The sequence below is a fragment of the Streptomyces sp. NPDC101194 genome (assembly GCF_044767885.1).
Classification (GTDB): domain Bacteria; phylum Actinomycetota; class Actinomycetes; order Streptomycetales; family Streptomycetaceae; genus Streptomyces.
Genome location: NZ_JBIWOS010000013.1, coordinates 121,338 through 146,864, shown reverse-complemented (window position 1 = coordinate 146,864; position 25,527 = coordinate 121,338). Strand labels below are relative to the sequence as shown.

The 25,527-nt window shown below is 72.2% G+C and carries 24 protein-coding genes and 1 riboswitch; of the genes, 18 read left to right on the top strand and 6 right to left on the bottom strand.

The window, feature by feature from the left end; translation table 11 throughout:
* Positions 1 to 195: 195 nt before the first annotated feature.
* Together ACIRP2_RS34960 and ACIRP2_RS34955 are read left to right on the top strand one after the other, a co-directional pair.
* Positions 196 to 678, top strand: coding sequence for a GNAT family N-acetyltransferase (locus tag ACIRP2_RS34960; protein ID WP_404257490.1), 483 nt, complete (start codon positions 196 to 198; stop codon positions 676 to 678).
* Positions 679 to 1,045: 367 nt separating this feature from the next.
* Positions 1,046 to 1,363, top strand: a complete 318-nt coding sequence (locus ACIRP2_RS34955; protein ID WP_404257488.1) for a cupin — start codon at positions 1,046 to 1,048, stop codon at positions 1,361 to 1,363.
* Here ACIRP2_RS34955 and ACIRP2_RS34950 read toward each other — a convergent pair.
* On the bottom strand, positions 1,353 to 2,618 hold the full coding sequence (locus tag ACIRP2_RS34950) for an MFS transporter (protein ID WP_404257486.1): 1,266 nt from the start codon (positions 2,616 to 2,618) through the stop codon (positions 1,353 to 1,355). The two genes, ACIRP2_RS34955 and ACIRP2_RS34950, sit on opposite strands and share 11 nt — an antisense overlap.
* Positions 2,619 to 2,698: 80 nt before the next feature.
* Between ACIRP2_RS34950 and ACIRP2_RS34945 the strand changes: the two genes are divergently transcribed.
* Complete coding sequence (locus tag ACIRP2_RS34945; RefSeq protein ID WP_404257484.1) at positions 2,699 to 3,574, top strand: LysR family transcriptional regulator; 876 nt, start codon at positions 2,699 to 2,701, stop codon at positions 3,572 to 3,574.
* Positions 3,575 to 3,789: 215 nt separating this feature from the next.
* On the opposite strand, the gene ACIRP2_RS34940 is transcribed toward ACIRP2_RS34945, so the two are convergent.
* Positions 3,790 to 4,146, bottom strand: a complete 357-nt coding sequence (locus ACIRP2_RS34940) for a YciI family protein (RefSeq protein WP_404257482.1) — start codon at positions 4,144 to 4,146, stop codon at positions 3,790 to 3,792.
* Between the two features lie 155 nt (positions 4,147 to 4,301).
* Here ACIRP2_RS34940 and ACIRP2_RS34935 point away from each other — a divergent pair, with 155 nt between their 5' ends.
* The 4 genes from ACIRP2_RS34935 to ACIRP2_RS34920 all read left to right on the top strand — a co-directional run bounded on the left by ACIRP2_RS34935 (position 4,302) and on the right by ACIRP2_RS34920 (position 7,914).
* Positions 4,302 to 4,928: a GNAT family N-acetyltransferase gene (locus ACIRP2_RS34935; RefSeq protein ID WP_404257480.1), complete on the top strand. Its 627-nt coding sequence runs from the start codon at positions 4,302 to 4,304 to the stop codon at positions 4,926 to 4,928.
* A 216-nt stretch (positions 4,929 to 5,144) separates the two neighbouring features.
* Positions 5,145 to 6,032, top strand: a complete 888-nt coding sequence (locus ACIRP2_RS34930) for an ABC transporter substrate-binding protein (RefSeq protein WP_404257478.1) — start codon at positions 5,145 to 5,147, stop codon at positions 6,030 to 6,032.
* Between the two features lie 153 nt (positions 6,033 to 6,185).
* Positions 6,186 to 6,449, top strand: coding sequence for a type B 50S ribosomal protein L31 (locus ACIRP2_RS34925; protein ID WP_404257476.1), 264 nt, complete (start codon positions 6,186 to 6,188; stop codon positions 6,447 to 6,449).
* Positions 6,450 to 6,981: 532 nt separating this feature from the next.
* The gene (locus ACIRP2_RS34920; protein ID WP_404257474.1) at positions 6,982 to 7,914 is read left to right on the top strand and encodes a carbohydrate kinase; all 933 of its coding nucleotides are present in this window, start codon (positions 6,982 to 6,984) and stop codon (positions 7,912 to 7,914) included.
* Positions 7,915 to 8,088: 174 nt separating this feature from the next.
* Here the strand turns inward: ACIRP2_RS34920 and ACIRP2_RS34915 are convergent, their stop codons facing one another.
* Positions 8,089 to 9,381 (bottom strand): hypothetical protein, encoded by a 1,293-nt coding sequence (locus tag ACIRP2_RS34915; protein WP_404257472.1) that lies wholly within the window; start codon positions 9,379 to 9,381, stop codon positions 8,089 to 8,091.
* A gap of 197 nt (positions 9,382 to 9,578) precedes the next feature.
* Here ACIRP2_RS34915 and ACIRP2_RS34910 point away from each other — a divergent pair, with 197 nt between their 5' ends.
* From ACIRP2_RS34910 to ACIRP2_RS34880, 7 genes are all read left to right on the top strand, one after another.
* Entirely contained in the window at positions 9,579 to 10,856 is a 1,278-nt protein-coding gene (locus ACIRP2_RS34910) for a beta-ketoacyl-[acyl-carrier-protein] synthase family protein (protein ID WP_404257470.1), read from the top strand.
* 13 nt (positions 10,857 to 10,869) lie between these two features.
* On the top strand, positions 10,870 to 12,741 hold the full coding sequence (locus ACIRP2_RS34905) for an acyl-CoA dehydrogenase (protein WP_404257468.1): 1,872 nt from the start codon (positions 10,870 to 10,872) through the stop codon (positions 12,739 to 12,741).
* A 260-nt stretch (positions 12,742 to 13,001) separates the two neighbouring features.
* Complete coding sequence (locus ACIRP2_RS34900; RefSeq protein WP_404257466.1) at positions 13,002 to 13,277, top strand: acyl carrier protein; 276 nt, start codon at positions 13,002 to 13,004, stop codon at positions 13,275 to 13,277.
* The gene (locus ACIRP2_RS34895) at positions 13,274 to 14,497 is read left to right on the top strand and encodes a beta-ketoacyl-[acyl-carrier-protein] synthase family protein (RefSeq protein WP_404257464.1); all 1,224 of its coding nucleotides are present in this window, start codon (positions 13,274 to 13,276) and stop codon (positions 14,495 to 14,497) included. Before ACIRP2_RS34900 ends, ACIRP2_RS34895 begins: the two co-directional genes overlap by 4 nt.
* Positions 14,498 to 14,573: 76 nt before the next feature.
* Positions 14,574 to 14,763, top strand: a riboswitch (cobalamin riboswitch).
* Between the two features lie 90 nt (positions 14,764 to 14,853).
* The gene (locus ACIRP2_RS34890) at positions 14,854 to 15,864 is read left to right on the top strand and encodes an ABC transporter substrate-binding protein (protein WP_404257685.1); all 1,011 of its coding nucleotides are present in this window, start codon (positions 14,854 to 14,856) and stop codon (positions 15,862 to 15,864) included.
* Entirely contained in the window at positions 15,861 to 16,952 is a 1,092-nt protein-coding gene (locus tag ACIRP2_RS34885; protein WP_404257462.1) for a FecCD family ABC transporter permease, read from the top strand. The genes ACIRP2_RS34890 and ACIRP2_RS34885 overlap by 4 nt, the downstream gene beginning before the upstream one ends.
* On the top strand, positions 16,949 to 17,743 hold the full coding sequence (locus ACIRP2_RS34880; protein ID WP_404257460.1) for an ABC transporter ATP-binding protein: 795 nt from the start codon (positions 16,949 to 16,951) through the stop codon (positions 17,741 to 17,743). The genes ACIRP2_RS34885 and ACIRP2_RS34880 overlap by 4 nt, the downstream gene beginning before the upstream one ends.
* An 83-nt stretch (positions 17,744 to 17,826) precedes the next feature.
* Here ACIRP2_RS34880 and ACIRP2_RS34875 read toward each other — a convergent pair whose 3' ends face one another.
* Positions 17,827 to 18,855 carry a PRC and DUF2382 domain-containing protein gene (locus ACIRP2_RS34875; RefSeq protein ID WP_404257458.1) on the bottom strand — a complete coding sequence of 343 codons (1,029 nt, stop codon included), beginning with the start codon at positions 18,853 to 18,855 and terminating at the stop codon, positions 17,827 to 17,829.
* A 724-nt stretch (positions 18,856 to 19,579) separates the two neighbouring features.
* Between ACIRP2_RS34875 and ACIRP2_RS34870 the strand changes: the two genes are divergently transcribed.
* From ACIRP2_RS34870 to ACIRP2_RS34855, 4 genes are all read left to right on the top strand, one after another.
* The gene (locus tag ACIRP2_RS34870; protein ID WP_404257456.1) at positions 19,580 to 20,047 is read left to right on the top strand and encodes an SAM-dependent methyltransferase; all 468 of its coding nucleotides are present in this window, start codon (positions 19,580 to 19,582) and stop codon (positions 20,045 to 20,047) included.
* 387 nt (positions 20,048 to 20,434) lie between these two features.
* Positions 20,435 to 21,670: a cytochrome P450 gene (locus ACIRP2_RS34865; RefSeq protein ID WP_404257683.1), complete on the top strand. Its 1,236-nt coding sequence runs from the start codon at positions 20,435 to 20,437 to the stop codon at positions 21,668 to 21,670.
* Between the two features lie 104 nt (positions 21,671 to 21,774).
* Entirely contained in the window at positions 21,775 to 22,497 is a 723-nt protein-coding gene (locus ACIRP2_RS34860; RefSeq protein WP_404257454.1) for an adenosylcobinamide amidohydrolase, read from the top strand.
* 52 nt (positions 22,498 to 22,549) lie between these two features.
* Positions 22,550 to 23,458: an NAD(P)-dependent oxidoreductase gene (locus ACIRP2_RS34855; protein WP_404257452.1), complete on the top strand. Its 909-nt coding sequence runs from the start codon at positions 22,550 to 22,552 to the stop codon at positions 23,456 to 23,458.
* 187 nt (positions 23,459 to 23,645) lie between these two features.
* Here ACIRP2_RS34855 and ACIRP2_RS34850 read toward each other — a convergent pair whose 3' ends face one another.
* Positions 23,646 to 24,611, bottom strand: a complete 966-nt coding sequence (locus ACIRP2_RS34850) for an RNA polymerase sigma factor SigF (protein WP_404257450.1) — start codon at positions 24,609 to 24,611, stop codon at positions 23,646 to 23,648.
* A 300-nt stretch (positions 24,612 to 24,911) separates the two neighbouring features.
* The gene (locus ACIRP2_RS34845; protein ID WP_404257448.1) at positions 24,912 to 25,520 is read right to left on the bottom strand and encodes a helix-turn-helix domain-containing protein; all 609 of its coding nucleotides are present in this window, start codon (positions 25,518 to 25,520) and stop codon (positions 24,912 to 24,914) included.
* Positions 25,521 to 25,527: the final 7 nt, after the last annotated feature.

Genomic DNA, 25,527 nt, shown 5'->3' with positions numbered 1-25,527 from the left:
CTTCCCCCGCGCCATTTTCGCGGGTGGCCCGCGTCGGCCGACGCCAGCCCCGCCGTGGACACGGAGGGGCCCGCAGGAGCGGCGCCAATTCGGTGGAGGCACCGACGGGCTCCGGCATATGTTCGTCCACGACGACGAACGATTCACCGCCGACCGCGACAAGTGGCGGATTCCGGCCGCACGGGAAGAGATGAAATGGCACCGAACGAGTCCGCACCGGCCGACCGTGTCGTGTTGCGCGAGGCCGCCGCCGAGGACGCGGAGCCGCTCACCGGGCTCTTCCTCGCCTCCCGCGCCGCGGCCATGCCGTACCTGCCGAAGCTGCACAGCGACGCGGACACGCTCGCCTGGATGACCCATGTCGTCCTGCCCGGGACGACGGTGTGGGTCGCCGAGACCGGGGCCGGCGACGCGCTGGGGTTCGCCTCGCTCGACGGAACCGAGCTGGAGCACCTGTATCTGCGGCCCGACGTACGGCGGCGGGGCATCGGCTCGCTGCTCCTGGCCAAGGCGCGCGAGACCGCCCGCGACGAGCTCGGCCTGTACGTCTTCCGACGCAACACCGACGCCCGCGCCTTCTACGAGCGCCACGGTTTCACCGCGGTCGCGTTCGACGACGGCAGCCGCAACGAGGAGAGGGAGCCGGACGTCAGATACCGGTGGACCGCGAACGGCTGAGCCTGCGCGCCCGCCGGTGTGAACGCGCAGGTACATCCGCGTCCCCCGGGCGGGCCGTCCGGCCGGTCGGGGCAGGGGGGGCGAGCGGATCGAGGACGAAGGGCGACTGCCCGTGCGTCGCGGACCTGCACCGTCCGCCACCGAAGCGGGCACACGGGCAGTCAAGGGGCGCGGACCGGTGCGCGTCCACGCCGGGCCCCGGCGGCCCCGCGCCACTCGTTCCGCCGATCGACCGTCGCGGCGCCGTCGCCGGGGCACCCGGCCCCCGCATGCCGGTGCAGCGCCCTTCCCGGTCCCCGGCGATCGGCGACGCCGGTGGGTGCCGCTCAGGATCGCGAGGGGACGAGGGCTGCGGCACAGTGGGCACATGGACGATCTGAATGCCCTCGCCGACGAGCATCTGGCCGCGGCCCGCACCTCCCCGCACGGCCGCAGCGCCCACCGCCTGCTGCACGAGGAACCCCTGCGCCAGACCGTCATCGCCCTCACCTCGGGTTCCGCCCTGGACGAGCACAACGCACCCGCCGCGGCCTCCCTCCAGGTGCTCCGCGGCAGGGTGCGCCTCACGGCGGGCTCGGGCGACGTGGAGCTGGGCACCGGCGGACTCCACCCGATCCCGCAGGAGCGGCACGGGCTGCTGGCGCTGGAGGACGCCGTGGTGCTGCTGACGACCGTCAACGAATGACGGCGCCGGTCCCGCGACGCGCGAGGGAGGCCATCCGGATGCGCTCCAGTACCCACAGGACGAGACTTCCGGCGGCCAGCACGCCGCCCAGGAGGCAGATGCCGCTCCAGCCCGCACGCGACCAGACCACCGAGGCGAGTGCGGCTCCGGTCGCCCCGCCCATGAAGAAGACCGTCATGAAACCGGAGTTGATCCGGTTGCGGGCCTCCGGGCGGAGGCCGTAGATCACGTTCTGGGCGCTGTTGAGCCCCGCCTGCTGGGCGATGTTCAGCGAGATCACCCCGGTCGCCAGCCACAACAGGGAGGACTCGCCGGCCAGCAGGGGCAGCCAGGAGAGCGTGAGGAGCGCGGCCGCCGTTCCCGACACGGCCTGCACCCGGCCGCGGTCGCTCAACCGGGCCGCGAAGTTCATGCCCACCACTCCGATGACGCCCACCAGCCCGAAGAGTCCGATCGCGGCCGCGTTCCAGCCGAAGGGGGGTCGTGTCAGCAGAAACGTCAGCGCCGTCAGCTGCACGCTGTACGAGGCCATGGAGAACGCGCCGATGGCCGCCCGCCAGCGCAGCAGAGGTTCCTGCCGCAGCAGGGCCAGCGTGGAGCGCAGGAGTCCGGTGTACGGCATCGGGGTCGCGTCGTGGTGCCGTGGCAGCCGGGGGAGCCGGTTGTGCAGAAGAACCGCCATGACGGCCACGAGCAGCGCGTTCACCCCATACACGGTCCGCCAGCCGCCGAGCTCGGACAGCGCACCGGAGGCCAGCCGTCCGAACAGCCCGCCGAGCAGGACACCGGACATGACGACGCCGACGGTCCGGCCGCGTTCGGCCGGCGCCGCGAGGGCCGCCGCGAACGGCACCACGACCTGGGCCCCGACGGAGGTCAGCGCGGTGAGCAGGGTCGCGGCGATCAGCAGGGGGCCGGACGGCGCCGCGGCCGTCAGCAGGAGGAAGAGGGCGGTGAGCGCGAAGAGGGCAACGGCGAGCCGTCGGCGGTCCACGATGTCCCCGAGGGGAACGAGCAGGATCAGGCCCAATGCGTACCCGGCCTGGGCGGCGGTCACGATCAGGCCCGCCGCCGTGACGCCGATGTGCAGATTCAGCTCGATGATGTCGAGCAGCGGCTGCGCGAAGTAGTTCCCGGCGACCGAGAGACCGGCGGCGACGGCCATCAGCAGGACCAGGCCGCGGCCGGCGACGGGCGGATCGGGGAGAACGCGGGGGACGGTCGTGCTGCGGGTCCCGTGTGTGGAATGAGCCATGCCCCTCAGCCTCGGGGATCCATCATCCATGAGTCCAACACATGTTTTTCATTTCATCGATCGTGGTTCACGATGGATGGATGGAACTTCAGCAGATGCGGTACGTCGTCGCGGTGGCCGAACTGGGCAGCTTCACACGTGCGGCGAAGCGCTGTCTCGTCGTCCAGTCCGCGTTGAGTCATCAGATCGCCCGGCTGGAGAAGGAACTGGGGGCCCGGCTCTTCGACCGCACGAGCCGTCAGGTGCGGCTCAGCGCGGCGGGCGAGGCGTTCCTGCCGGAGGCCAGGCAGGCACTCGACGCGGCGGAGCGGGCCCGCGCCGAGGTCGCCGCCACGGCGGGGGAGGTCCGCGGCCGTCTCGCGGTCGGAGCCATCCCGACCATTGCCTCGGTCGACATCCCGGCGGCGCTGCGGGCGTTCCATCTGCGTTATCCGAAGGTGCACATCGTCCTTCGGGACGGGGCGAGCAAGGACCTGGTCCAGGACGTGCGGGACGGTGCGCTCGACGTGGCGTTCCTGGGTGTGCTGCCGCGCTACCGGCCGAAGGGCGTGAGCGATCACGAACTCGCCACCGGTGAACTTGTCGCCGTGGTCGCCCCCGCCCACCCCCTGGCCGGGAAGTCGGAAGTGGGCCTGGAGCGGCTGGCGAAGGAGATGTTCGTCGACTACCCCGACGGCACCGCGGCCCGCGCCCAGTCGGAGGAGGCGTTCGCGGCGATGGGCCTCACCCGCGAGGTGGCGTTCGAGGTCAGCGGCACCGACTTCATCGTCCGGCTGGTCCGCAGTGGGCTCGGGATCGCCATGCTGCCTTCCGCCTTCGCGGCGGAACTGACCGGAGTACAGGTGCTGTCCGTCCGTGACGCGCCCGCACGCACGGAGCGGCTGGTCTGGAGCCGCTTCCGACCCACCCCGGCCGCCGCGGCGTTCCTGACCGGGCTGGGAGTGGATGCGGGCTGAGCCCGGGCCTCTCGTTCGGATCAGGCCCGGCTCGCGTGGATCGGCGCCGCGCCCGGCCGCGCCGCCTTCGGTCGCGAGGGCGTCCCGTCCGAGCGCTCGGCCCCGTTCGAGCAGGGGCCCCGTCCGGCCGCCTCCTCCGCCGCACGGCCCACGGCACGGGGCCCCGCCCGCCGGTCCGGCCCGACCCTGAACCGGCTCGATCCGGAAGACCGTCCTCAGTCCTCCGCCTCCCCCTCGAACGGCCGAACCTCGATGGGCAGTGTGATCGCCTGCGCGGCCTTGCGGCCCCATGCGAGGGCGGCGTCGAGATCGGGTGCCTTGATGATGCACAGCCCGCCGAGGTACTCCTTCCCCTCGATGTACGGGCCGTCGGTGAGCAGCGTGTCGCCGCCCGTCGCCCGCACGACCGTGGCCGTGGCCGGGGCGCTCAGTCCGCCGGCGAACACCCAGGCCCCGGCCCGCCGGAGCTCCTGGTGGAAGCCGTCCACGTTCCGCATGATCCTTTCCAGCACCTCGGGGGAGGGCGGCTCGCCCCCGGCGGGTGTGACCACGCTGAGCAGGTAGTGCTTCATGATGTTCCTCCTCGGACACGACGCCGGCGCCGTGCCGGCGTCACACCCTCTATACGAACGGCCGCCGCCCGGATCGACACGGAACACGGCCCCGGGTTCGAGGATTTTCCGCGCGTGACTTGTGGGAGCGCTCCCAATCCCGGCAGGATGAGCCGATGAACGAGCCCGCCCGCTTACGGGCCTACCGCCCCGACGACCGTGCGGCCCTCGCGGACATCTGCGTCCGCACGGCCGACAACGGTGGCGACTCCCGGCATCTGTACCCGGACCCGGAGCTGGTCCCGTCGATCTTCGCCGCCCCGTACGCGTACCTCGAACCCGACCTGGCCTTCGTGATCGACGACGGTACGGGCCGGGCGGTCGGATACATCCTGGGTACCGCCGACACGCCCCGGTTCGTGCGGGAGTTCCGCAGGCGATGGCTGCCCCTCGTCCGGGACCGTTTCCCGGCACCGGACGGCACACCGCGCACCCCCGGCGAGGAGATGGCCGGGCTTCTGCACACCCCGGAGCGGATGATTCTCCCCGAACTCGCCGACCATCCCGCGCACTTGCACATCGATCTGCTGCCCGCCTGGCAGCGGAAGGGGTACGGCAGAGTGCTGATGCGCACGTTCCTGGCCGCACTGCGGGGCAAGGGAGTCGCGGCGGTGCATCTCTCGATGCTCACCGCCAACACCCCGGCCAGGGCGTTCTACGACCGGCTCGGCTTCGGCGAGATCCGGGTACCCGACCCCGGGCCCCTCACCCATCTGGGACGCGGCACCGCACCGGACCTGTGACGGACCACCGGGCTCGGCGGGGGTGATGCCCCGCGCGCACGCGCACGGTGCGCCGCACGCACACCGACGGGGTGCCGGTCCCGGCCATGCGCGGGCGTCTTCGCGTCATCCGCGCCGGACCGGCCGCGGAGAGGGTGTCGCGGATGTCCGGTGGGCAGGTACTGATGTACGACCCGGGAAAAGGGGCGAACCGGCCGGTGCCGAGGGGCGTGTGACATGAGGGAGCAGACCGTGTGGCAGTTCTCCGACGATCGTGGACAGTCGTCGACCGCGGAGCGGTGCCCGGTGCGGGTGCTCGCCTACGTCCAGGCCGGGGCGTCCCTGTGGGACCAGGGCATACGCCCGAGTGCGATATTCGGCTCCGATCACGACGACCACGCCGTACCGGACACGGCGAAGACCGGCTCACTGCCGTTGACCGAGGTGCGCTATCTCGGCGCGGGCGGCGCCCTGGACGTGGACACCCTGCTGGGCGCCGAGCCGGACCTCGTCGTGGCCGTCAGTTACGGCGGCGGTCATGTCTACGGGCTCGCCCCGGAGACCGCCAAGCATCTGGAGGAACACGTCCCGGTCGTCGTCGTCGACGTGGGGCAGGCGCGCACGCTCCCGGAGATCGGTGCATGCTTCGCACGGCTGGCCCGTTCGCTCGGCGCCGAGGAGCCCGCGTCGGCGGCACGGGACCTGGACGCCGCCCGGGACCGGCTGCGCGCACTCGCCGCCGGAGCGGAGCGGCCCCGGGTGCTCGCCCTCTCCCCGGCCGGTCGGGACCGGGCGCATCTCGCCCGCCCCGGCATGTGGCCGGAGCTGCGTGCGCTGGCCGAGCTCGGCGTCGACCTCGTGGAACCGGCCGAGGGGCCCGGCGCGAACTGGTCGACGGTCGGCTGGGCGGAGGCCGCGGCTCTGCGCCCGGCCGTCGTGCTCACCGACATCCGGTCCAACGCCACCTCTGTCGACGAGCTCCGCACCGGCGATGCGTGGTCGGCGATCGAACAGGGAGCGGACGTGCTGCCCTGGAACCCGGAACCGGTCTGCAGCCCGCAGGCCCACGCGATGTTCCTGACGCTCGTGGCCGACGCGCTGGAGGCCGCCGCCCATCGGCGATGACGTGCTCGGCCGCAGAGCTTCGCCGCCCCGCCCGCCGCACGGCGCGTGTCTGCCGATGCCCCGTACGGACGCTTCCGATCGCGCGGGCCGCCCTGGTTCGCGAGGCTGGCCAGGAGTGCCCCGAGCCGACATCGCACGTCCCCAGGAGCAGGCATGCAGCAGGACAAACACCCGCCCTACCGTCCCGTCGTCTTCCGGGACCGTTCGGCGGGTTACGCCTTTCTGACCCGGTCCACCGCATCGAGCGAGCAGACGATCGACTGGGACGACGGCAACAGCTACCCCGTCATCGACGTGGAGATCTCCGCGCAGAGCCATCCCTTCTTCACCGGTAAGGCCCGGGTGGTCGACTCCGAGGGACAGGTCGCCAAATTCGAGCGCCGGTACGGTGAGGAGGGACGCAAGGACGCCCCCTGACCCACGTACGGGGCCCGCACGGCCCCCGACGGGAGGCCCTTGTCCGGGAAGTGCCCGCGTGAGCACCCGAGCACGCCCGTCCGCCTTCCCCGGCAGGCCGCGCCGCGACCCGAGTCCCCCGCCCCCTGGCATGCGCCTTTGGAGGGGTGGGGGACTTTGTCGGTCACCCCTCCTGACGTCTTCGGCCGACCTCTCGTACCGGCGACCCGGAACCGACCGCAACCGTCGGGTCCGGCGGCCCGGACGGCACCGGATCGACGCGGCTCCGGGCCCCGCCCGTGACGGCCGACGGGTACGCCGTCGGCCTCGCCCCGAACCTGCGGACGGCCCGGTTCCTCCGCGGGGACGGCGGACGGACGACCGCACTCGCCGACGTGTGCCCGCTGATCCGTACCGGACCGACGATCGCGCCGGATCCGGGCCACGGCGACCGCAGCCCTCGGGCATGAGGCAGGATCGGGCTCAATGTGTTCGGAGGCCGCACCGCCCACCGGGCCCCCTTCGTCGCCGCACTCCAGGAGACCCCACCCCCATGCTCGACAGACTCGACCTGCTGGTCATCGGTGAATGCGTCGCCGACATTGTGCGGCTGCCGGGCGCGCCCGATCAGGTCCACCCAGGTGGCAGCCCGGCCAATGTGGCGTACGGCCTGGCCAGGCTCGGGCACGGTGCCACGCTGCTCACCCAGCTCGGCCCGGACGACAACGGCCGGCTGATCAGGGACCACCTGGCCGGCGGCGGGGTCGAGGTCCGCACGGACGGCGCCACGGCTCCCACCCCGGCCGCCGCCGTGACCCTGGACCGGGCCGGCCGGGCGGCGTACACCTTCGAGATCACCTGGACGCTGGCCCCGGTCTCCCTGGACCGGACGCCCCACCACGTCCACACCGGGTCCATCGCGACGGTGAGGGAGCCCGGAGCGGCCACCGTCCTCGCCGCCGTCGAATCGCTGCGGACGTCCGCGACCGTCAGCTACGACCCCAATGTCCGGCCCGAGCTGATGGGGGACCACGACGCGGCCGTCCGCAAGGTCGAGCGGTGCGTCGCACTCAGCGATGTGGTCAAGGCCAGCGACGAGGACCTGCAGTGGCTGTATCCAGGTCAGGAGCCGGAACAGGTCGCCGAGCGGTGGCTCGCCGCCGGCCCGGCCGTCGTCCTGGTCACCCGGGGAGGCGATGGCGCGTTGGCCGTCGTTCCCGGCGGGAAGGTTGCGGTCGAGGCGCTGCCCACCGTCGTCGTGGACACCGTGGGGGCCGGCGACGCCTTCATGTCGGGCACCTTGCACGCCCTCGCCTCGCACGGGCTGCTCGGCACGGACGGCCGGGAACGGCTGCGCTCGGTGGACGAGGCAACGGTGACCGATGTCCTGCGTCACGCCGCGGCCTGCGCCGCCGTCACCGTGGCACGGTCCGGCGCCAACCCGCCGGACGAGGCTGAGCTGAAGGCGGCGCTCGCCGGGTGCTGACCACGACGGTGCCGCCGCGCTCCCGCCGGATCGCGGCCCGGCCTGCTGTCGGCGCCAGTCCCGTCGGACCGGGACGGGGCGGCGCGCAGCCCCCGCCGTCGGGCCGGTGCTCGGCAGGGGACATCCGGCCCGCACGGTGCACGGATCGTCGGCCGCGCCCCGAGGAGCCGTTGCTCACCCGGGCGCGACGGGCCGGGGCCCGCTGTCGTCGTCGAGGAACTCGACGACGGCGAGGGCGAACAGCGCGCTCAGCGCGATCCACACGGTGACCAGGCCCGTCGGCCGGTCCCACGCCACCAGGACCGCCGCGGCCACCACGACCACCGTCCAATTCAGCCAGGCCTTGGTCCGGTGCACCCACCTGCCGACCGGGCCGCCGGTGAAGCCGGCCGCGTCCCGCACGGCGCCGATGCCGTCGCCCCACATGGCCTTGACACGGGTGGGGACGCGGCCGTCGCCGATGAGCCACGCCACGAGAGCCACCACGATGCCGAGGGTGATCACCAGCCTGACCAGGGTGCGTACGGGGCCGGCCAGGGCGTCGAAGACGGAACCGGCCGCCGGCTGCGACACCTCGGGCGGAAGACTGTCCAGATAGAACGCCCGGCCCAGCCACACGACCAGCCCGAGCACCGCGGCACCCGCGGCGACCGCCAGTGCCGTCGTGATCAGCGCGCGGCGGCGGCGCACCGCGAGAAGCACCCCGCCCGCGGCCGATGCCAGAGCGACCAGGGGCAGCCAGAAGCCGATGATCTGCAGGGCCCGGAACCACTTCTTGGTCCTGCCGACGGATTCGGAGGTCAGCACCGTGAAGTCGGTGTGGATCTCGGGGATCTTCGCGGCGATCCCCAGCCCCCGATCGACGAGGTTGTGTTTCAGCCGGTCGATCACGGGCGCCAGGTCGATGGTGACGGTGTTGCTGCTGAGCTTCACCGCACCGCTGCCGCTCCCGGTCAGAGCCTTCAGCGTCGCGGACTGGGCGGTCCGGTTGAGGTCGGTCCAGATCGTCTCGAAGGCGTCGCTGGCGACCAACCTCTCGGCGGTTCGGTGAACGAATTCCGAGACTCCCGTGGTGACGGGGCCACTCAGCCGCCCGAGGGCCTTGTCGACCACGGGCCGGTCCGCGGGGGCGACGTCGGCCAGCAGCGCCTTCACGTCGAGGTGCTTCATGACGGCGTCGGTGACGCGGTCGGTCACCGCGGTCTGCACATCGAGGTCGGATGCGAGCGGCGCCATCATCGCCACGTAGTTGTCGGTGTCGCCGAGCTGGTCCTTCGCCCAGGTGGACACGATGCTCAGCGGTGTGAGGACGGCCGCGACGACGATGAGCAGCGCCGCGAGGAACGAACGGGCCCGCGGGCGGTGCCGCTCGGGGTGACGGGCCTCCAGCGCAGCCACCCTGGCGCGCAGCGCCGCCAGTTCCGAGCCTGCCTCCGGGGACTCCGGCCGATCGCCGTCCGCTTCCATGTCCCCAGGGGATGCCCTGCCGGTGCGCGCAGCGCGGCGGACTGCTGCGGACGGGGGAACACGGTCACCGGACGCGCGGCGGGACCCGGTCCATTCGGCGCGGCGGTGACCCGTTCGGCCCAGTGGGCGCATCCTCACCGGGGCTACTGCCGTTCGACAACCGGTGGACGTGATCGATTACGAGGAGGGGGCGGAACATGGGGCGGACCGATGCGGGTGTCGCGGTGACGGGCGTGGGGGTGGTGAGCCCTGCGGGCGCGGACGAGCGCACCTTCTGGGCGGGACTGTGCGAGGGCGATTCCATGGCCCGCGGCTGCGACGAACTGGCCGGGCTGCCGGTCGACTTCGCCTGCCCGGTGGACGGGATCGACCTGGACGAGGCCGTCGGTGGACGCTCGGTGTGGCGGATGGCGAGGTTCGTGAAGATGGCGCTGGTCGCGGCCCGGCAGGCCGTGGCGGACGCGGGACTGTCACCGGAGCGCTGGGACGGCGACCGGGTGGGGGTGGTGCTGGGTGTCGGCGTCGGCGGGGTGTCCGTGCTCGCCGACAGTCTGCGCAAGCTGGACGACGCCGGGCCGGAGGCGGTGTCGCCGCTCCTGGTCCCGATGATGATGCCCAACGCCGCCGCCGGTGAGGTCGCCATCGCGTTGCGGGCCCACGGCCCCAGCCTGGCACCGGCCACGGCGTGCGCGTCCGGGGCGACCGCGATCGCCGTGGCCCGTGACCTGCTGACGAGCGGGCGGTGCGACGTGGTGGTGGCGGGCGGCGCCGAGTCCGTGCTGACTCCGCTGGTGGTGAGTGGGTTCGCGGCAATGGGCGCGCTCTCCCTGCGGACCGACGATCCGGCGGGGGCGTCGCGGCCGTTCGCCGCGGACCGGGACGGATTCGTGATCGGCGAGGGTGCCGCCGTCCTCGTGCTGGAGCGGACGCCCGACGCGCACGCCCGCGGCGGACGGCCGCGCGCCCTGCTCACCGGTACGGGGTCCGCCACCGATGCCCACCACCCCACGGCCCCGCATCCGGACGGAGCGGGCGCGCGCAGGGCCGTGGGCGCGGCTCTGCGCGAGGCGGGCTGGGCGGCCCACGACGTCGACCACATCAATGCGCACGGCACGTCGACCCCGCTGAACGACGCGATGGAGACCGCGCTCATCTCGGGACTCTTCCCCCACCGTCCCTCGGTGACCGCCCCCAAGGGCGTGCTCGGGCACACCCTCGCCGCGGCCGGGGCGATCGAAGCGGTGGCCACCGTACTGACCCTGGAGCACGCTCTCGTCCCGCCGATCGCCAATCTGGACTCGCTGCCGGACGGGTCCGACCTCGACTGCGTGGTCAAGGAGCCCCGCACGCAGGACGTCGAGCGGGCACTCAGCCACTCCTTCGGCTTCGGCGGACACAACGTCGTGCTCGCCTTCCAGCGGGCCGAGACGGACGGCCGGTCGCGGACGGCCCCCGGTGTCCTCGCCGTTGACTGATCGTTGTCGTCTCATGACCGCAACGATCGACAGCCCCTCCGCCGAACGATCCACGGACCTGCTCACCGGCGTGCTCCTCGGCGACGGATTCCGCCGGGAGCACGCGTTCTGGCAGCGGCTGATCAGCACGGAACCGTTCCGCCGGCCGGACCGCCGCACTCCCGAGGAGCGCCTGCGACTCGCCTACGAGCGACTCCGGATCCTCAACGACTGCCTGGACAGCGGCGCCCGGCTCGCCGCCGACCCGCGGGCCCTCGCGGCCCTGCACGAATGGCTCGGCCCGGTCGACCCGGCACTGACCACGGTGGCGGGCATCCACTACAACCTCTTTCTCGGCAGCCTCCTCGACCACGACGGCGACGGACGGCGTGATCTGTCGGACTTCCTGCGGCTGCGGAGCGTCGGCACCTTTCTCTGCACGGAGGTGGCGCACGGCAACGACGCGGCCGCCGTCGAGACCACGGCCGCCTACGACCGCGAACGCGACGGGTTCGTTCTGCGCACGCCTCACGCGGGCGCCCAGAAGTTCATGCCCAACACCAGTCCGGCGGGTGGGCCCAAGACGGGGCTCGTGGCCGCGCGTCTGCTCGTCGACGGCACCGATCACGGGGTCTTCCTCTTCCTCGTACCGCTCACCGACGCCGCCCGGGCCCTGCCCGGGGTGCGGGTCCGCAGGCTTCCCACGCGCACGGGGAGCCCCGTGGACCACTGCCTGACCTCCTTCGACGAGGTCTTCGTGGCACGCGACGCGTTGCTCGGCGGGGACCACGGACGGATCGGTGACGACGGCGAGTTCAGCAGTGCCGTCGGCAATCGCAGGCGCCGACTCCTCGCTTCGATCGGACGCGTCACCTCCGGCAAGATCTCGATGAGCGCCTGCGCGGTCGGCTGCGCCCGCGCGACGCTCGCGGTCGCCGTGCGCTACGGCGGCCACCGGTACATCTCCGGGCCCCGCGGCTCCCGTAGCGTGCCGGTGATCGCCCACCGCAGCCACCACGGCCCGCTCGCCCGCGCCATGGCCACCGTCTTCGCGATGAGCCTGCTGCACCGCCGGGCCCTGGACCGCTGGGAGGCGTGGGCGGACGGATCGGGTCCGGACCGCGAGGAGGCGGAACGACTGGTCGCCGTCGCGAAGGGGTGGATCACCTGGCAGGCCAGGTCCGTGATCGTCGAATGCCGCGAACGGTGCGGTGCGCAGGGGCTTCTGGAACACAACGGCATGAGCGAACTCATCACCGGGGTGGAAGGCGCCATCACGGCGGAGGGCGACAACCTGGCCATCCACGCCAAGGCCGCCGCGGAAATGCTCCTCGCCGCCGAACCGGCCGGGCACGGTGCTCCGCCCGGCGGGCAATCCGGCGACCTCGACGACCCCCGGTTCCTCGGCGGGCTCCTGGCGGCCCTGGAGGGGATCTGGTTCGGCCGGGCCAGGGAGCGCATGAGCCGCGCACCGCACGGCGACCCGCTGGGACGGTGGAACGCCGCGTCCGGCCCGGCCCTGCGTGGTGTCGAGGCGCACGCCCACTGCCAGGCGGCCGAGGCGTACACGGACGCGGTGACCGGTCTTCCGGAGGGTCCCGCCCGTGAGCGACTGATCGACCTGCAGAGGCTGTTCGCACTCGACCGGATCTCGCGGAACAGCGGTGACCTGCTGGCCGCAGGACATCTGACGGTTGATCAGGTCAATGATCTGCCGGACGCCGTGGACCGACTGATCACCGCCGTCGCCGCTCATCTGCCCTCCCTCGTGGACTCCTTCGCGCTGCCGCCGGAACTGCTCGCCGACTGGCCCATCGCGGGGGCCGACTACGTCGAGGCGTACGACGATCCGGAGGCCGGCTGGCGGCCGGACGGGGGCCGGGCGACGGCTCGGGGGGAGCGGTGAGGGCCGTGACAGGAACGGGAACAGCTGTGCCATCCCGCTCGGTGCGGGAGGCGGCCGGAACCCTCGGTGTCCGCGCTGTGCTGCTGGTCTTCTGGGGTACGGCAGCCGTCCTGTCCCGGTGGTGCACGCAGCCGCGGCAGGGCGGTGGCGAATCGGTTCGGCACAAGGCGTAACTGGAGACACGTCACCCAGTTGATTCGGCGTCGGGACGGTGCCCCCGCCGTCACCGGCAGTCGTACCGAATGATGGAGAGGAAGCTCATGAGTGCGATTCATCCCAAGATCACCGAGGTTCTGACGCACACCTTCAAAGTGCCCGCCGCCGAGATCCGTCCGGATTCCACGATGGACAGCCTGGAGATGGACTCCCTCGCCGTCGCCGAGTTCGCCGTACTGATCAGGGAGACGCTGGGTGGCCGGGGAGACTTCGACAATCTCCCCAAGGGCGCCACCCTGGCCGAGATCACGCGATTCATCGACGGGGCCGACGGCGGGTCGCCGGTGAGCGGTGCGGCACCGATGAGCAACGCCCGATGAGCAGGCCCGCCATCGCCGTCACCGGCCTGGGCATGATCACCCCGGTCGGCAACGACACCGAATCCACCTGGAAGGGCGTGTGTGCCGGAATCTCGCCGGTGCGTACCGTCGCGGCACTCGAAGGCTGCGCGATCGACTTCGCCTGCACGGTCGACGGAATCGATCTGGACGCAGCGATCGGTGGACGCACCTCGTTCCGGATGGGGAGGTACACCAAGTTCGCCGTTCTCGCCGCGCGGGAGGCGGTCGCCGACGCCGGGCTCGACCCGGCGGAGTGGGAGGGCGGCAGGGTCGCGGTGGTCGTCGGCACCAGCAGCGGGGGCTCCGCCTCGCTGACCGAGCAGGCCGTCGTGCTCGACCGGCTCGGACCTGACGCCACCTCGCCGTCGGGCATCCTGCTCACCATTCCGAACATGCCGGCGGCCGAGATCGCGATCCAGCTGCGGGCGACCGGTCCCAGCATGGCGCCGTGCACCGCCTGTTCGTCCGGCGTCACGGCCCTGTCCGTCGCCCGGGATCTGCTGGTCACCGGGCAGTGCGACATCGCGATCGCAGGAGCCACCGAGTCGATCGTCTATCCCGCCGCCATGGCCGGGTTCGCCCGGTCCGGAGCCGGGGCCCGGCGCGACGGCGACGCGACCGGGCTGTGCCGGCCCTTCGCCGCCGACCGGGCCGGGCTGGTCATGGGCGAGGGTGCCGCCGTCATGGTGCTGGAACGGGCGGACGACGCCCGTGCCCGGGGCACGGCACCGCGGGCGCTGGTCGCGGGCGCCGGGGCCACCACCGACGCCCACCATCCCATCAGTCCGCATCCGTCCGGCGTGGTGGCCCGGACGGCGGTGGAGATCGCGCTGCGCGACGCCGGGTGGGAGGCGGGAGACGTCGAGCACGTCAACGCACACGGCACGGCCACCCCGGCCAACGACGCCACCGAGGCCGCCCTCATCGCCGGGGTCTACCCGCACCGGCCGCCCGTCACCGCCCCGAAGGGCGTCCTGGGGCACTGCATGGGGGCGGCCGGAGCGATCGAGGCCGCACTGACCGTCCTGACGCTGCAACGCGGAATCGTGCCGCCGATCGCCAACCTGGACGCACCGGCACCCGAGTTCGACATCAACTGCGTCACCAGGTCCCCGCTGCGACAGCCCGTCCGGCGTGCCGTCAGCCACTCCTTCGGATTCGGCGGACACAACGCCGTGATCGCTCTTCAGCGCCCGTAGCACCAGGCAGGTGGTGCGACGGGAAACGGCCCGGCGTACCACCGGCCACACCGCCCGTGAGCTGCGCGGAGGCCCGTGATAGCTTGCCGGGGCCAGTCGAACTCCACGAAGGGGTCAGGGAATCCGGTGAGAATCCGGAACTGACGCGCAGCGGTGAGGGGGACGGGCGGGGCCACGGCCACTGGGAACACCCTCGGGTGTCCTGGGAAGGCGTCCCGTCCGCAGGAACCCGAGTCCGAAGACCTGCTGGCACCTGCGCCCGGTACCGGGCGCAGGACGCCGTGCAACGGGCTCCGCGTATGGGCCCAGAGACGCAGAGGGACTTTGTGCCGTCCATATCCGACCCCGTCCGCACCATGGCCGCGCTCGCGGCGGGACTCGTCCTGCTGACCGCCTGCGGGGGCGGAACAAGCGATTCCGTCGCGAAGCCCGGTTCCACCGACGGATACCCGGTGACGTTGAGGAACTGCGGACGCACCGTCACCGTCGAATCCGCACCGCGGCGCGCCGTGTCGGTCGACCAGGGATCGACGGAGATCCTGCTCTCCCTCGGCCTCGCCGACCGGCTGGCCGCCACCGCGACCTGGACCGACCCGGTGATGAAGGGGCTGGAGAAGGCCAATGCCGGGGTCCCGAGGATCGCGGACAACCGGCCGTCGTCGGAGAAGGTCCTCGACCAGGAGCCCGACTTCGTCAGCGCGTCGTTCGAGTCGACGCTCGCCAAGGGCGGCGTCGCCCCGCGCGAACAGTTCGAGGAACTCGGGGTCCCCACCTATGTCTCGCCCGCCGACTGCACCGGCAAGGACAACAGCGGCAGCGGCGACGGCGCCCGTACCGAGCCGCTGACCATGGACAGCGTCTACGACGAGGTGCGCGAACTGGCCAGGGTGTTCGGCGTGGCCGAGCGCGGCGACAGGCTCGTGGCGCAACTGCGGGCCCGGGTGAAGAAGGCGGCCGAGGGCGTCGACGCCTCCGACGCCACCATCCTCTACTGGTTCTCCGACTCCAAGGCCCCGTACCTGGCCGGCTGCTGCGGAGCACCCGGCATCATCACCCGGGAGCTCGGCGCCAAGAACGTCTTCGACGACACCCGGGACGAATGGCCCCAGATCAGCTGGGAGACCGTCGCCGACCGCAACCCCGACGTCCTGGTCATCGGTGACCTGACCCGTAAGGCACAGACCGCCGAGAGCGCCGCGAAGAAGATCGAATTCCTGGAGTCCAACCCCGTCACCAAGAACATGGACGCCGTCAGGCACCGGCGGTACGTCCTGCTGAGCGGCCAGGCCATGAACCCGTCCATCCGGACGGTCGAGGGCGTGGAACGCGTCGCCGCCGGGCTGCGCGCCTTCGGGCTCGCGGGATGACGGACACCGGACGCGCCGCGGCCCCGGACACGTCACGGACCTCCGCGACCGGCGTGGGCGGCGCGACGGGTCCGCGGAAGCTGCGCGGCGGAGTCCTGTGGGGCTGCGGCATCGCGCTGCTCGTGCTGTCCGTCGCGATCGCCGTCACCATCGGCCCCGCCCGTATCTCCGTCGCCGACGTCTGGTCCACGACGGCCTCCCACCTCGGCTGGGGCCGATCACGGCTCACGCCGATCCGGGACGGCATCGTCTGGAACCTGCGCATGCCGCGCACCCTGCTCGCCGCGGTGTGCGGCGCCGGGCTCGCGGTCTGCGGCACCGTCATGCAGTCCCTGCTCCGCAACCCGCTCGCCGACCCGTTCGTCCTCGGCGTCTCCTCCGGTGCGTCGACCGGCGCGGTCGTGGTCGTCGTCCTCGGCGTCGGCGGGGGAGCGGTGTCGATCTCGACAGGCGCGTTCATCGGCGCCCTGTGCTCGTTCGCCCTCGTCCTGCTGCTCAGCCACACCCTGGGCGGCACGACCGACCGGGTCGTCCTCTCCGGTGTCGCGGCCATGCAACTGTTCTCCGCGCTCACCTCCTTCGTCGTGATGACCTCCGCCGACGCCGAGCAGACCCGCGGGGTGTTGTTCTGGCTGCTGGGCTCGCTCGGCGGAGTCGGTTGGAGCGATGTGTGGGTCTGCTCCGCCGTTCTCGTCGTGACGCTGCTCATCTGCCTGGGACACGCCCGTACACTCGACGCCTTCGCGTTCGGCCAGGACGCCGCGGCCGCGCTGGGCGTCCATGTCGCGCGCACCCGGATCGTGCTGCTGTGCACGACCGCGCTGCTGACCGCCGCGCTGGTCAGCTCGGCCGGAGCCATCGGCTTCGTCGGCCTGGTGCTGCCGCACGCCGCCCGTGCGCTCGCGGGCTCCGGTCACCGGCGCTTGCTGCCGGTCACGGCCCTGGCCGGGGCCGTGTTCCTGGTCTGGGTCGACACCCTGGCCAGGACGGTCCTCGACCCGCAGGAGGTACCGGTCGGCGTCGTCACCGCCCTCATCGGTGTTCCCGCGTTCGTCCTGGTCCTGTACCGCACCAGGAGGATCGCATGACGAGCGGAGCCACGCCGGGGCTTCGGGCCGAGCGGGTCAGTCGGGAGGCGGGCGGCCGGCTCGTCCTCGACGGGGTCCACCTCGCCCCGCCGCCCGGCGCCACCGTCGGGCTGATCGGGCCGAACGGATCCGGCAAGTCGACTCTCCTGCGGGTGCTCGCCGGAGTCCTCGCCCCGGAGACGGGCGTGGTCACCCTCGACGGCCGACGGCTCGACGAGATCGGCCGCCGAACGGTGGCGCGAAGGATCGCCGTGGTCGACCAGCACGCCGTGACCCAGGTCGAGCTGAGCGTTCTGGACGTGGTGCGACTCGGCCGCATCCCGCACCGCAGGGCCTGGGCGGCGCCCGGCCGGGCGGACGACGAGGCCGTGCGCGAAGCCCTGGAGCGGACCGGTCTCGCCGACCGCTGCGGCCAGTCCTGGCACACCCTGTCCGGAGGCGAGCGGCAAAGGGTCCAGATCGCGCGCGCACTGGCTCAGCGACCGCGTGAACTGCTGCTCGACGAGCCGACGAACCACCTGGACATCCAGCACCAGCTGGAACTGATGTCGCTGATCGCCTCGTTGCCCCTCACCGGTGTGATCGCTCTGCACGACCTCAATCTGGCCGCGATGTTCTGCGACCGGATCGTCGTCATGAAGCAGGGGCGCGTGGTGGCCGCCGGAACCCCCTCGGAAGTGATCACCGAGGAACTCATCGCCGACGTCTACCGGGTCAGGGCACGGATCGCGCCGGACGGCCCCGACGGGCGGCCGTCGGTGCGCTTCGTGCCCGGGCGCCCCGAGCGCTGAGAGCGGGAGGACGGACCCCGGCACACACGGGTCCGCCCCTCACTCGCGGTTGTACCGCGGCGGCACGCCACGGTGTGCGGGGGTCAGCGGTGGCGTCCCCGGCCGAACTCGCCGCCCGCGTCCTTGCCACCGATGTCCTTGCCGCCGATGCCCTTGCTGTCCGCGTAGTCGATCTGCTCCTTGCGGAGTTCGGCGGAGATCTCCTTCTGCTCGGTCACCCTCTTGGTCTCCATGCGGACCCGTTCGACCGGCACCGTCTCCTTGCGCATCGTGGCACGCTCGGCATGCAGGGTGACCTCGACATCCTGCTCGCGGATGTCCGAACGCCCCGCCGCCGCCCTTTCGCCGGGCTGCAGGGGTTCACGGATCACCCGCACCTCTTCGTGCGTCACCGGCACCGTCCTGGTGACGTTCTCGGTGACGACGTACTTGTGCAGGCGGGCCCTGCCGCTCTCGTACTCCTCGGTGCCGACGAGCAGTTGCTCCTCGGAGCGGATCAGCTCCTCCTTGCCGCCCAGGTCTGCGGCGGACCGTTCGGAACCCGCCCCGGCGCCGACGAGCGGACGGGCCGCGCCGGCCGTCCCGGTGCCCGCGCCCACCGGACCGCCCGTCCGGGACGGAGTGCTCCGAGAGGTGCCCGCAGCGGTTGTCGGGGTTCCGGCCGCGGTAGGCCGCTCACTCCCGGTCGGGCGCCCGGTGCCTGCGGCTCCCGCCGCGCCCATGGCCGTGGTGCCGGTCCCGGACGTCGTCCTCCCGGTGTCCGCACGGTCGCTGAGCCTGGCGGCGGTGTTTCTCGCAAGGCCGTAGTGGCGGTAGAGCTCTTCCTCCTCCGCCACCGACAGATGCGCGTCCGCGTCCACCCGGGGGGCTTCCTTGACGCGGTCCTTCGGATGTGAGATGTGCAGGTCGGAGCCCACACGACGCGCCCCCGCAAGAGGCACGAAGCTCTCCTTCATGCCGAACAGGCCGGTCTTCACCGTGATCCAGTCCGGGCGGCCGGTGTTGTCGTCGACATACACCCGGCCCACACTGCCGATCTTCTCGCCCGCGTTGTCGTACACCGTCAGGCCGTCGAGCTCTCCGGAATCCGTGAAACCGTCAGCGGCTCCCATGACCGATTCCTCCTCGCCTGGGCGCGTCCTGTGGCTGGGTCCATCAGGGGAGGCGCGTCCGACTTCCATCGCGCCTCACCCGGATGGACGCTGCAACCTCCCCGCCTGCGGAGCCCGTCCCCCGCATGCTCGGCGGCTCGGCGCCGCCCGCCCGTCATGGTGGTGCGCCTACTGCTCCCGCGTTAGGCCAATCGGGTGAGATGTGACGGGTGTGCGCCGTGGTCCCCACGCGGCGGCCGGGGGTGTGTCGAGGTGCCGCACGTCTCCGGGCGACCGCGGACGGCCGACCCGATGCCGGGCCTCCGCGCGCCGTGCCGGCCGTGCCGCCGCACCACGGATCCGCGCCGTGCCGCCGCATGAGGGGACAGGGCGGGGACCCGTTCGCATGCCGAGATGCCCCGGCCGAGGCGACACCCCTTCCCGCCGACGGGCATCGCCCCTGGCCGATGGCACCACGTCCGCACCGCGCACCAGGATCGGGAGGCCACGGGGCGGCGGTGAGAGGTGCCCTTCCGGAACGGCCGCGAAGGAGGGGTCGGCGACCGGGCTTCGACGCCGAGGCGTACAGGCAGCGCAACACCGTCGCACACCGCATCGACCGCCTCGAGCAATGGCGCGGCCCGGCCGCACGGTGCGCCGGACGCGCCGTCGCCCACCAGGACGCACTCCACCTCGCCGCCGTCATCGCCTGGGCACGACGCCCACGATGAGATAGAACCTGGCCATGCCAAGCTTCGAGGTCACGCCGATAGGCACGGTCCGGAACAATCGGGCGGACGTCCAGCACACGGACAACTGGGGTGCCGTCCGCAGCACGATCACCATCGACGAGCGTTTCGGTGAGGCGTGCCTCCAGGGTCTGGAGGGCTTCTCCCACGTGGAGGTCCTCTTCGTCTTCGACCGGCTCCCGGAACGCGACGACTACCGCGAACCACGCCCCTACCGCGGTCGCTGCGACCTCCCGCCCGTCGGCGTCTTCGCCGACCGCGGCCCCCGCAGACCGAACCGCATCGGGGCGACGTGCTGTGCCATCGAGTCCGTCCACGGACGCGAACTGACGGTGGTGGGCCTCGACGCGGTGTCGGGCACCCCGGTCGTCGACCTGAAGCCGGCGATGGTGGAGTTCCACGCCGTGGACGTCGAGCAGCCGGAATGGGTCAGCGCCCTGATGTCGGAGTACTTCCGGCCGTGAACGGTCTGCACGGTGAACCCTCGATCCGCCCTCGACCGGGGTCGGCGACGGATCGCTCCAGGCAGACCGAAGGCACTCCTGCGCGTCGGCCCGGACCGGGCGTCCGGCCGGGCTTCGGCGCCCCGGGCCACCTCGCCGCATGCCCCGGACACGACACCGGCCGAATCCGCTCCCGGGTACCGCCCACCGGCCCACGACCGTCAGGAGAGTCCCCGTTGACCAGCACCCCGTACCGCATGGACCCGGCCGGCGGCTGCCCGCACGCGGACAACGCCGGGCCACCTCGCCGCATGCCCCGGACACGACACCGGCCGAATCCGCTCCCGGGTACCGCCCACCGGCCCACGACCGTCAGGAGAGTCCCCGTTGACCAGCACCCCGTACCGCATGGACCCGGCCGGCGGCTGCCCGCACGCGGACAACGCCGAACTGCTCGCCCGAGGGGCCGTGGCATCCGTCGTGCTTCCGGGCGACGTGGCCGGGATGGCGGTCCTCGGACACGAGGCGCTCAAGGAGTTCCTCGCCCACCCCGACGTGGCCAAGGACGCACGCCACTTCACAGAGTTGGCCGAGGGACGTATCCCCGACGGCTGGCCGCTGAGGACTTTCGCGACCGTACGGGGCATGACGACGGCCGACGGCGCGGACCACCGGCGGCTGCGCTCACTGGTCGGCAAGGCTTTCACCGCACGGCGGGTGGAAGCGCTTCGGCCGCGGATCGAGACCGTCACCGCCGAACTGCTCGACGGCGTCGACCGGGCCGCCGCGGAGGGCGACGGCACGGTCGATCTGCGCGCCCGGTTCGCCCTGCCGCTGCCGATGGGCGTCATCTGCGACCTTCTCGGCGTCGACGCCCGGTACCAGGACCGGCTGCACCGTCTCTCGAGTCAGGTGGTCGCGACCGACACCGGCCCCGAGGAGGCGATGGCCGCCAACAGGGAACTGCCGGCGCTGCTCGCAGCGGTCGCCGCCGCCCGCGCGGAGCAGCCGGGCGACGACCTGACCAGCGCCCTGATCGCCGCCCGTGACGAAGACGGTGGCCGACTCGGCCGGCAGGAGCTCATCGGCACCCTGCTCCTGCTGATCATCGCGGGGCATGAGACGACGCTGAACCTCCTCACCAACGCCGTAAGGGCGCTGTGCACCCACCCCGACCAGCTCGGCCTGGTGAGGTCCGGCCGGGCGCGGTGGGCCGACGTGGTGGAGGAGACACTGCGCTGGGACAGCCCGGTCAGCTACTTCCCGTTCCGCTATCCGACCCGCGACCTCACCATCGACGGAACCGTCGTCCCCAAGGGCACACCCGTGCTCGCCGGATATTCGGCCGCCGGTCGGGACCAGGCCGCGCACGGGCCCGATGCCGACGTCTTCGACGTGACCAGACCGGCCAGGGCCAACGCGGCCCGGCATCTCTCGCTCGGCCACGGACCGCACTACTGCCTGGGAGCGCCGCTCGCCCGGATGGAAGCGACGATCGCCCTGGAACAGCTGTTCACCCGTTTCCCGGAGCTGGACCTCGCCGTGCCCGGCAGCGTGCTGCCCCGGCGCGCCGGGTTCGTCGGCAACAGCACGGGAACCCTTCCGGTACGGCTCCGGTCCGGCACGGCTGCCTCCGCGGACTGAAGGCCCCCGCACTCGTCCGTGCGGCGCGAGAAACCACACCGGCGTCTCACCGGAGCACCGCACGGACACCGGGGCCACGGCCGAAGCCCCTGCCTCGGGCACATATGATCGACCGGCCGACTGCCGACCTCGTCCTGCCGCGCCACTGGGGGTCCCTCATCCGTTCCGTACGAATCCGGCTGCCCCAACAGCGGGGTGAACTGCTCGCCCGGCACGAGGAGGGGCAGGACCTTCACCATCTGGTGTGGCGGCTGGGGCCGGGCTGGCGGGTGTGCAGCAGCGCCGTGCTCGGTGGCGGCATCGGTCCACGCGCCTGGATCCTCAACGCCCAGGTGCCCGGCGGCTATCCCCGTCTCGATCCCGACCGTCACCTCGCCGAGATCGCCGCGGCGGAACATCTCACGGGGCCCGGCGCCGGACTGATGACGGCCGCCGATGTCACCGCGTACACCGTCGCGGCCGACGAGGGGGTGACGGCGACCGTCACCTGCGGACTCGGCGTACGCGGCTGGGCCGCCGCCCCGGCCGAGGGCACCGGGGAACCGCCCCGGCCGGGCACGGTCAACATCGTCGTCACCCTCCCGGTGGCCCTCTCCGACGCCGCACTCGTCAACGCGGTCGCCACGGCCACCGAGGCCAAGGTCCAGGCACTCCTGGACGCGGGACTCGACTGCTCCGGCACCCCCACCGACGCCGTGTGCGTCGCCGCCCCCTCCCCGGGGTCCGCCCCCGGGGAGGCCTTCGCCGGACCGCGCTCCCGCTGGGGCGCGCGACTCGCCAGAGCCGTGCACGTTGCCGTCCTCGAGGGCGCGCTGAGGCAATCCTGAGAGCTCACCGCGCCGCGACCGCGCAGGCGCGGCCGACGAAGGGAGTCCTCCCGTGAACCCGAGCGCCGCCGACACCGCACGGCAACGGCCGACCGTCGCCGTCCTCGGCACCGGAATCATGGGATCGGGCATGGCCCGGAGCCTGCTCCGGGCCGGACTCGACGTCCGTGCCTGGAACCGCACACAGGCCAAGGCCGCCCCGCTCGCCGCCGACGGTGCCACGGTGACGGTGACGGCGGAGGAAGCCGTGCGCGGCGCCGATGTCGTTCTCGCCATGCTCCGCGACGGCCCGGCCGTCGCCGCCGCACTCACCGCCGCGTCACCCGGGCTGCACACCGGGCAGGTACTGCTCCAGAGCTCGACGGTCGGGCCCGACGCCACCGACGATCTCGTCCGGCGCGCGGCGGATCTGGGCCTGATCTATCTCGACGCGCCGGTCTCCGGTACCAAGCAGCCTGCGGAACAAGGAAAGTTGACGGTATTCGTCTCCGGTCCGTCCGCCGTCCGCGAGACCGTGGAACCCGTGCTGGACGCGGTCGGAGAGCACACGGTCTGGGTCGCCGAGGTCCCGGGAGCGGCCTCGCGGCTGAAACTCGTGGTCAACACCTGGGTGATCAACCTGGTCAACAGCGTCGCGGAATGCCTCAACCTGGCCGAGGGCCTGGAAATCGATCCCCGGACCTTCCTCGATGCCATGAGGGGCGGCCCGTTGGACTCCCCGTACCTCCAGGGCAAGGCGGCCGCCGTCCTCACCGGTGACCTCACCCCGAGCTTCACCCTGTCCACGGCCCTGAAGGACGCCCGCCTCATCCTGGCCGCCGCAGGGTCGTCGGGTGTGCGGCTGGACCTGGTCGCCGCTTCGGCCGACCGTTTTGTGCGTGCCGAGGCGGCGGGGCACGGGGGCGAGGACATGATCGCCACCTTCTACGCGGGCCGGGCACCGGGCAAGGACGGCGGCTGACTCCGCCTCGGCCCGTTCGGCCCGCGCAGCGGTGCGGGGGAGGCACGGGGGCGGGTCGCCGACCTTCGGACGAGCCGCCCGACCACGCCCGGCCGCGCCGTACGAGAGCGACGCACGAACACGGGCGCCGGGCCGGGCGGTGACGCGGTCTCCGCTCGGCAACCGGCGGACACCGCGTCCGGCCACGTCATTCCTCGACGAACATCCCGCTGCGGAGCTTCAGCAGAATCCTGCTGATCAGTCTCGACACATGCATCTGCGAGATGCCGAGCTCCGCGCCGATCTGTGACTGGGTCATCTCATGACCGAAACGCATGTCGATGATGCGGCGTTCACGGTCGTCGAGGTCGCTCAGCAGCGGCGCGAGCGCATGCAGGTTCTCGACCGTCTCCATCGCGGGATCGGGTGCGCCCAGGACATCCGCGAAGGTGCGTCCCGGCGCCTTGCGCCGTCCCGCGTCCGCCGGGTCGGCCGGCACGTCCAGCGAACCCGCCGTGTACCCGTTGGCCGCCACGATGCCCTCGCCGACCTCGTCCTCGCTGAGCCCGAGCTGCTCGGCCAGCTCCGGGACGGTGGGGTCGCGGTCGAGTTCCGCGGCCAGGGAGTCCCTCGCCCTGGCGATGTCGACCCGCAACTCCTGCAGCCTGCGCGGAACGTGCACCGCCCAGCTGGTGTCGCGGAAGAACCGTTTGATCTCCCCGGTGATGTACGGGACCGCGAAAGAGGTGAACTCGATCTCGCGGGAGAGGTCGAACCGGTCGATGGCCTTGATCAGCCCGATGGTGCCGACCTGGACGATGTCCTCCATGTCGCCGCCGCCCCGGTGCCGGAACCGTCCCGCGGCGAACCGGACGAGGGAGAGGTTCATCTCGATGAGGGTGTTGCGGGCGTACTGGTGAGCGGAGGTTCCCTCCTCCAGGACCTGGAGGCGTTCGAAGAACAACCGGGACAGGTCCCGAGCGTCTGCCGGGGCGACCTTCCCCGCGTCCTCGATCCACGGCAGCTCTCCGGTATCGGCGGCAAGGTCCGCGGTCTGTCCGGCGCGCGGGGCGGTTCCCGGGCACACGCCGGGGCCGAACGGCACGACTGCCGGTGTCGACCGTGCACTCTCCGCTCGCTCCGCACTGGCAGTCCGCGAGGTGTGCGCCGTCATTTCGTCACGCTCCCCTGGTCGTAGGTGAGGTGTATGCGCCTGCCCCTGAAGGCGGTTCTCATGCGAGCAGACCGGAGTTGATCAGGTCACACGGCATCAATGGCCGGGAACTTTCGTGATGGTTCGTCATATCCATGCGGACGGCGCCGCATCGGACAACGGAACCGCCCCACCGGTACGGGGGAGCCCGGTGGGGCGGTCACCTCCAGACTGCCACAGTCGGCGGCGCGTCGGGGGCGACCGGCTGATATCAACCGGTAGTTGAGCCGAAAACGGTGGCAGGCCCGAGGAATGCACGTCTCAGTCGCGCGGGTACCCGACGATGGTGTGCGTGACGGCCGGGGAGTCCTCGGTCGTGTAGTAGTGGCTGCTGAGTCCCGAGAAACGAGCTGTGTCCCCCGCCTCCAGGAGATGCGGGACATCGTTCACCACCAGCGTCACCTGGCCGGACATCACCAGCACGTACTCCACCGAGTCCGCACCGTGCGAGCTGACTTGGCTCTGGGCGTGCGGATGCAGCCGGGTTCGGTAGATCTCGATGTGGCCCTGTTCATGGCCGGAGAACAGCAGGTTGACCGAGGTCTCGTCCTCCGGTTCGTCCAGCGAGGCGACGCGGACGATCTCCGGCCGGAGCAGCGGCTGACGGAGCAGATCCGTGCAGCTGGTGCCCAGCACGTCCGCGATCCGCACCAGCACGTCGACCGTCGGATTGGCTTCGGCGCGCTCGATCTGGGACAGCAGCCCCTTGCTGACACCGGTCGCCGCCGACAGTTCGCGCAGGCTCCAACCACGAGCCAGCCGTCGGCGGTTGAGATTTCCGGCCAATGCGGTCCGCACGCCGGCGGACTGCTGCGCTTCCGGTGGACGCGGGGGCGCGGGCAGGCCGGCGGTGACGGGCGGCTCGGACACCGTTCCT

Bases quoted from the DNA above. Each gene is read 5' to 3' on its own strand.
- ACIRP2_RS34960 (WP_404257490.1), top strand. From the start codon at position 196: ATGGCACCGAACGAGTCCGCACCGGCCGACCGTGTCGTGTTGCGCGAG.
- ACIRP2_RS34955 (WP_404257488.1), top strand. From the start codon at position 1,046: ATGGACGATCTGAATGCCCTCGCCGACGAGCATCTGGCCGCGGCCCGC.
- ACIRP2_RS34950 (WP_404257486.1), bottom strand. From the start codon at position 2,618: ATGGCTCATTCCACACACGGGACCCGCAGCACGACCGTCCCCCGCGTT.
- ACIRP2_RS34945 (WP_404257484.1), top strand. From the start codon at position 2,699: ATGGAACTTCAGCAGATGCGGTACGTCGTCGCGGTGGCCGAACTGGGC.
- ACIRP2_RS34940 (WP_404257482.1), bottom strand. From the start codon at position 4,146: ATGAAGCACTACCTGCTCAGCGTGGTCACACCCGCCGGGGGCGAGCCG.
- ACIRP2_RS34935 (WP_404257480.1), top strand. From the start codon at position 4,302: ATGAACGAGCCCGCCCGCTTACGGGCCTACCGCCCCGACGACCGTGCG.
- ACIRP2_RS34930 (WP_404257478.1), top strand. From the start codon at position 5,145: ATGAGGGAGCAGACCGTGTGGCAGTTCTCCGACGATCGTGGACAGTCG.
- ACIRP2_RS34925 (WP_404257476.1), top strand. From the start codon at position 6,186: ATGCAGCAGGACAAACACCCGCCCTACCGTCCCGTCGTCTTCCGGGAC.
- ACIRP2_RS34920 (WP_404257474.1), top strand. From the start codon at position 6,982: ATGCTCGACAGACTCGACCTGCTGGTCATCGGTGAATGCGTCGCCGAC.
- ACIRP2_RS34915 (WP_404257472.1), bottom strand. From the start codon at position 9,381: ATGGAAGCGGACGGCGATCGGCCGGAGTCCCCGGAGGCAGGCTCGGAA.
- ACIRP2_RS34910 (WP_404257470.1), top strand. From the start codon at position 9,579: ATGGGGCGGACCGATGCGGGTGTCGCGGTGACGGGCGTGGGGGTGGTG.
- ACIRP2_RS34905 (WP_404257468.1), top strand. From the start codon at position 10,870: ATGACCGCAACGATCGACAGCCCCTCCGCCGAACGATCCACGGACCTG.
- ACIRP2_RS34900 (WP_404257466.1), top strand. From the start codon at position 13,002: ATGAGTGCGATTCATCCCAAGATCACCGAGGTTCTGACGCACACCTTC.
- ACIRP2_RS34895 (WP_404257464.1), top strand. From the start codon at position 13,274: ATGAGCAGGCCCGCCATCGCCGTCACCGGCCTGGGCATGATCACCCCG.
- ACIRP2_RS34890 (WP_404257685.1), top strand. From the start codon at position 14,854: ATGGCCGCGCTCGCGGCGGGACTCGTCCTGCTGACCGCCTGCGGGGGC.
- ACIRP2_RS34885 (WP_404257462.1), top strand. From the start codon at position 15,861: ATGACGGACACCGGACGCGCCGCGGCCCCGGACACGTCACGGACCTCC.
- ACIRP2_RS34880 (WP_404257460.1), top strand. From the start codon at position 16,949: ATGACGAGCGGAGCCACGCCGGGGCTTCGGGCCGAGCGGGTCAGTCGG.
- ACIRP2_RS34875 (WP_404257458.1), bottom strand. From the start codon at position 18,855: ATGGGAGCCGCTGACGGTTTCACGGATTCCGGAGAGCTCGACGGCCTG.
- ACIRP2_RS34870 (WP_404257456.1), top strand. From the start codon at position 19,580: ATGCCAAGCTTCGAGGTCACGCCGATAGGCACGGTCCGGAACAATCGG.
- ACIRP2_RS34865 (WP_404257683.1), top strand. From the start codon at position 20,435: ATGGACCCGGCCGGCGGCTGCCCGCACGCGGACAACGCCGAACTGCTC.
- ACIRP2_RS34860 (WP_404257454.1), top strand. From the start codon at position 21,775: ATGATCGACCGGCCGACTGCCGACCTCGTCCTGCCGCGCCACTGGGGG.
- ACIRP2_RS34850 (WP_404257450.1), bottom strand. From the start codon at position 24,611: ATGACGGCGCACACCTCGCGGACTGCCAGTGCGGAGCGAGCGGAGAGT.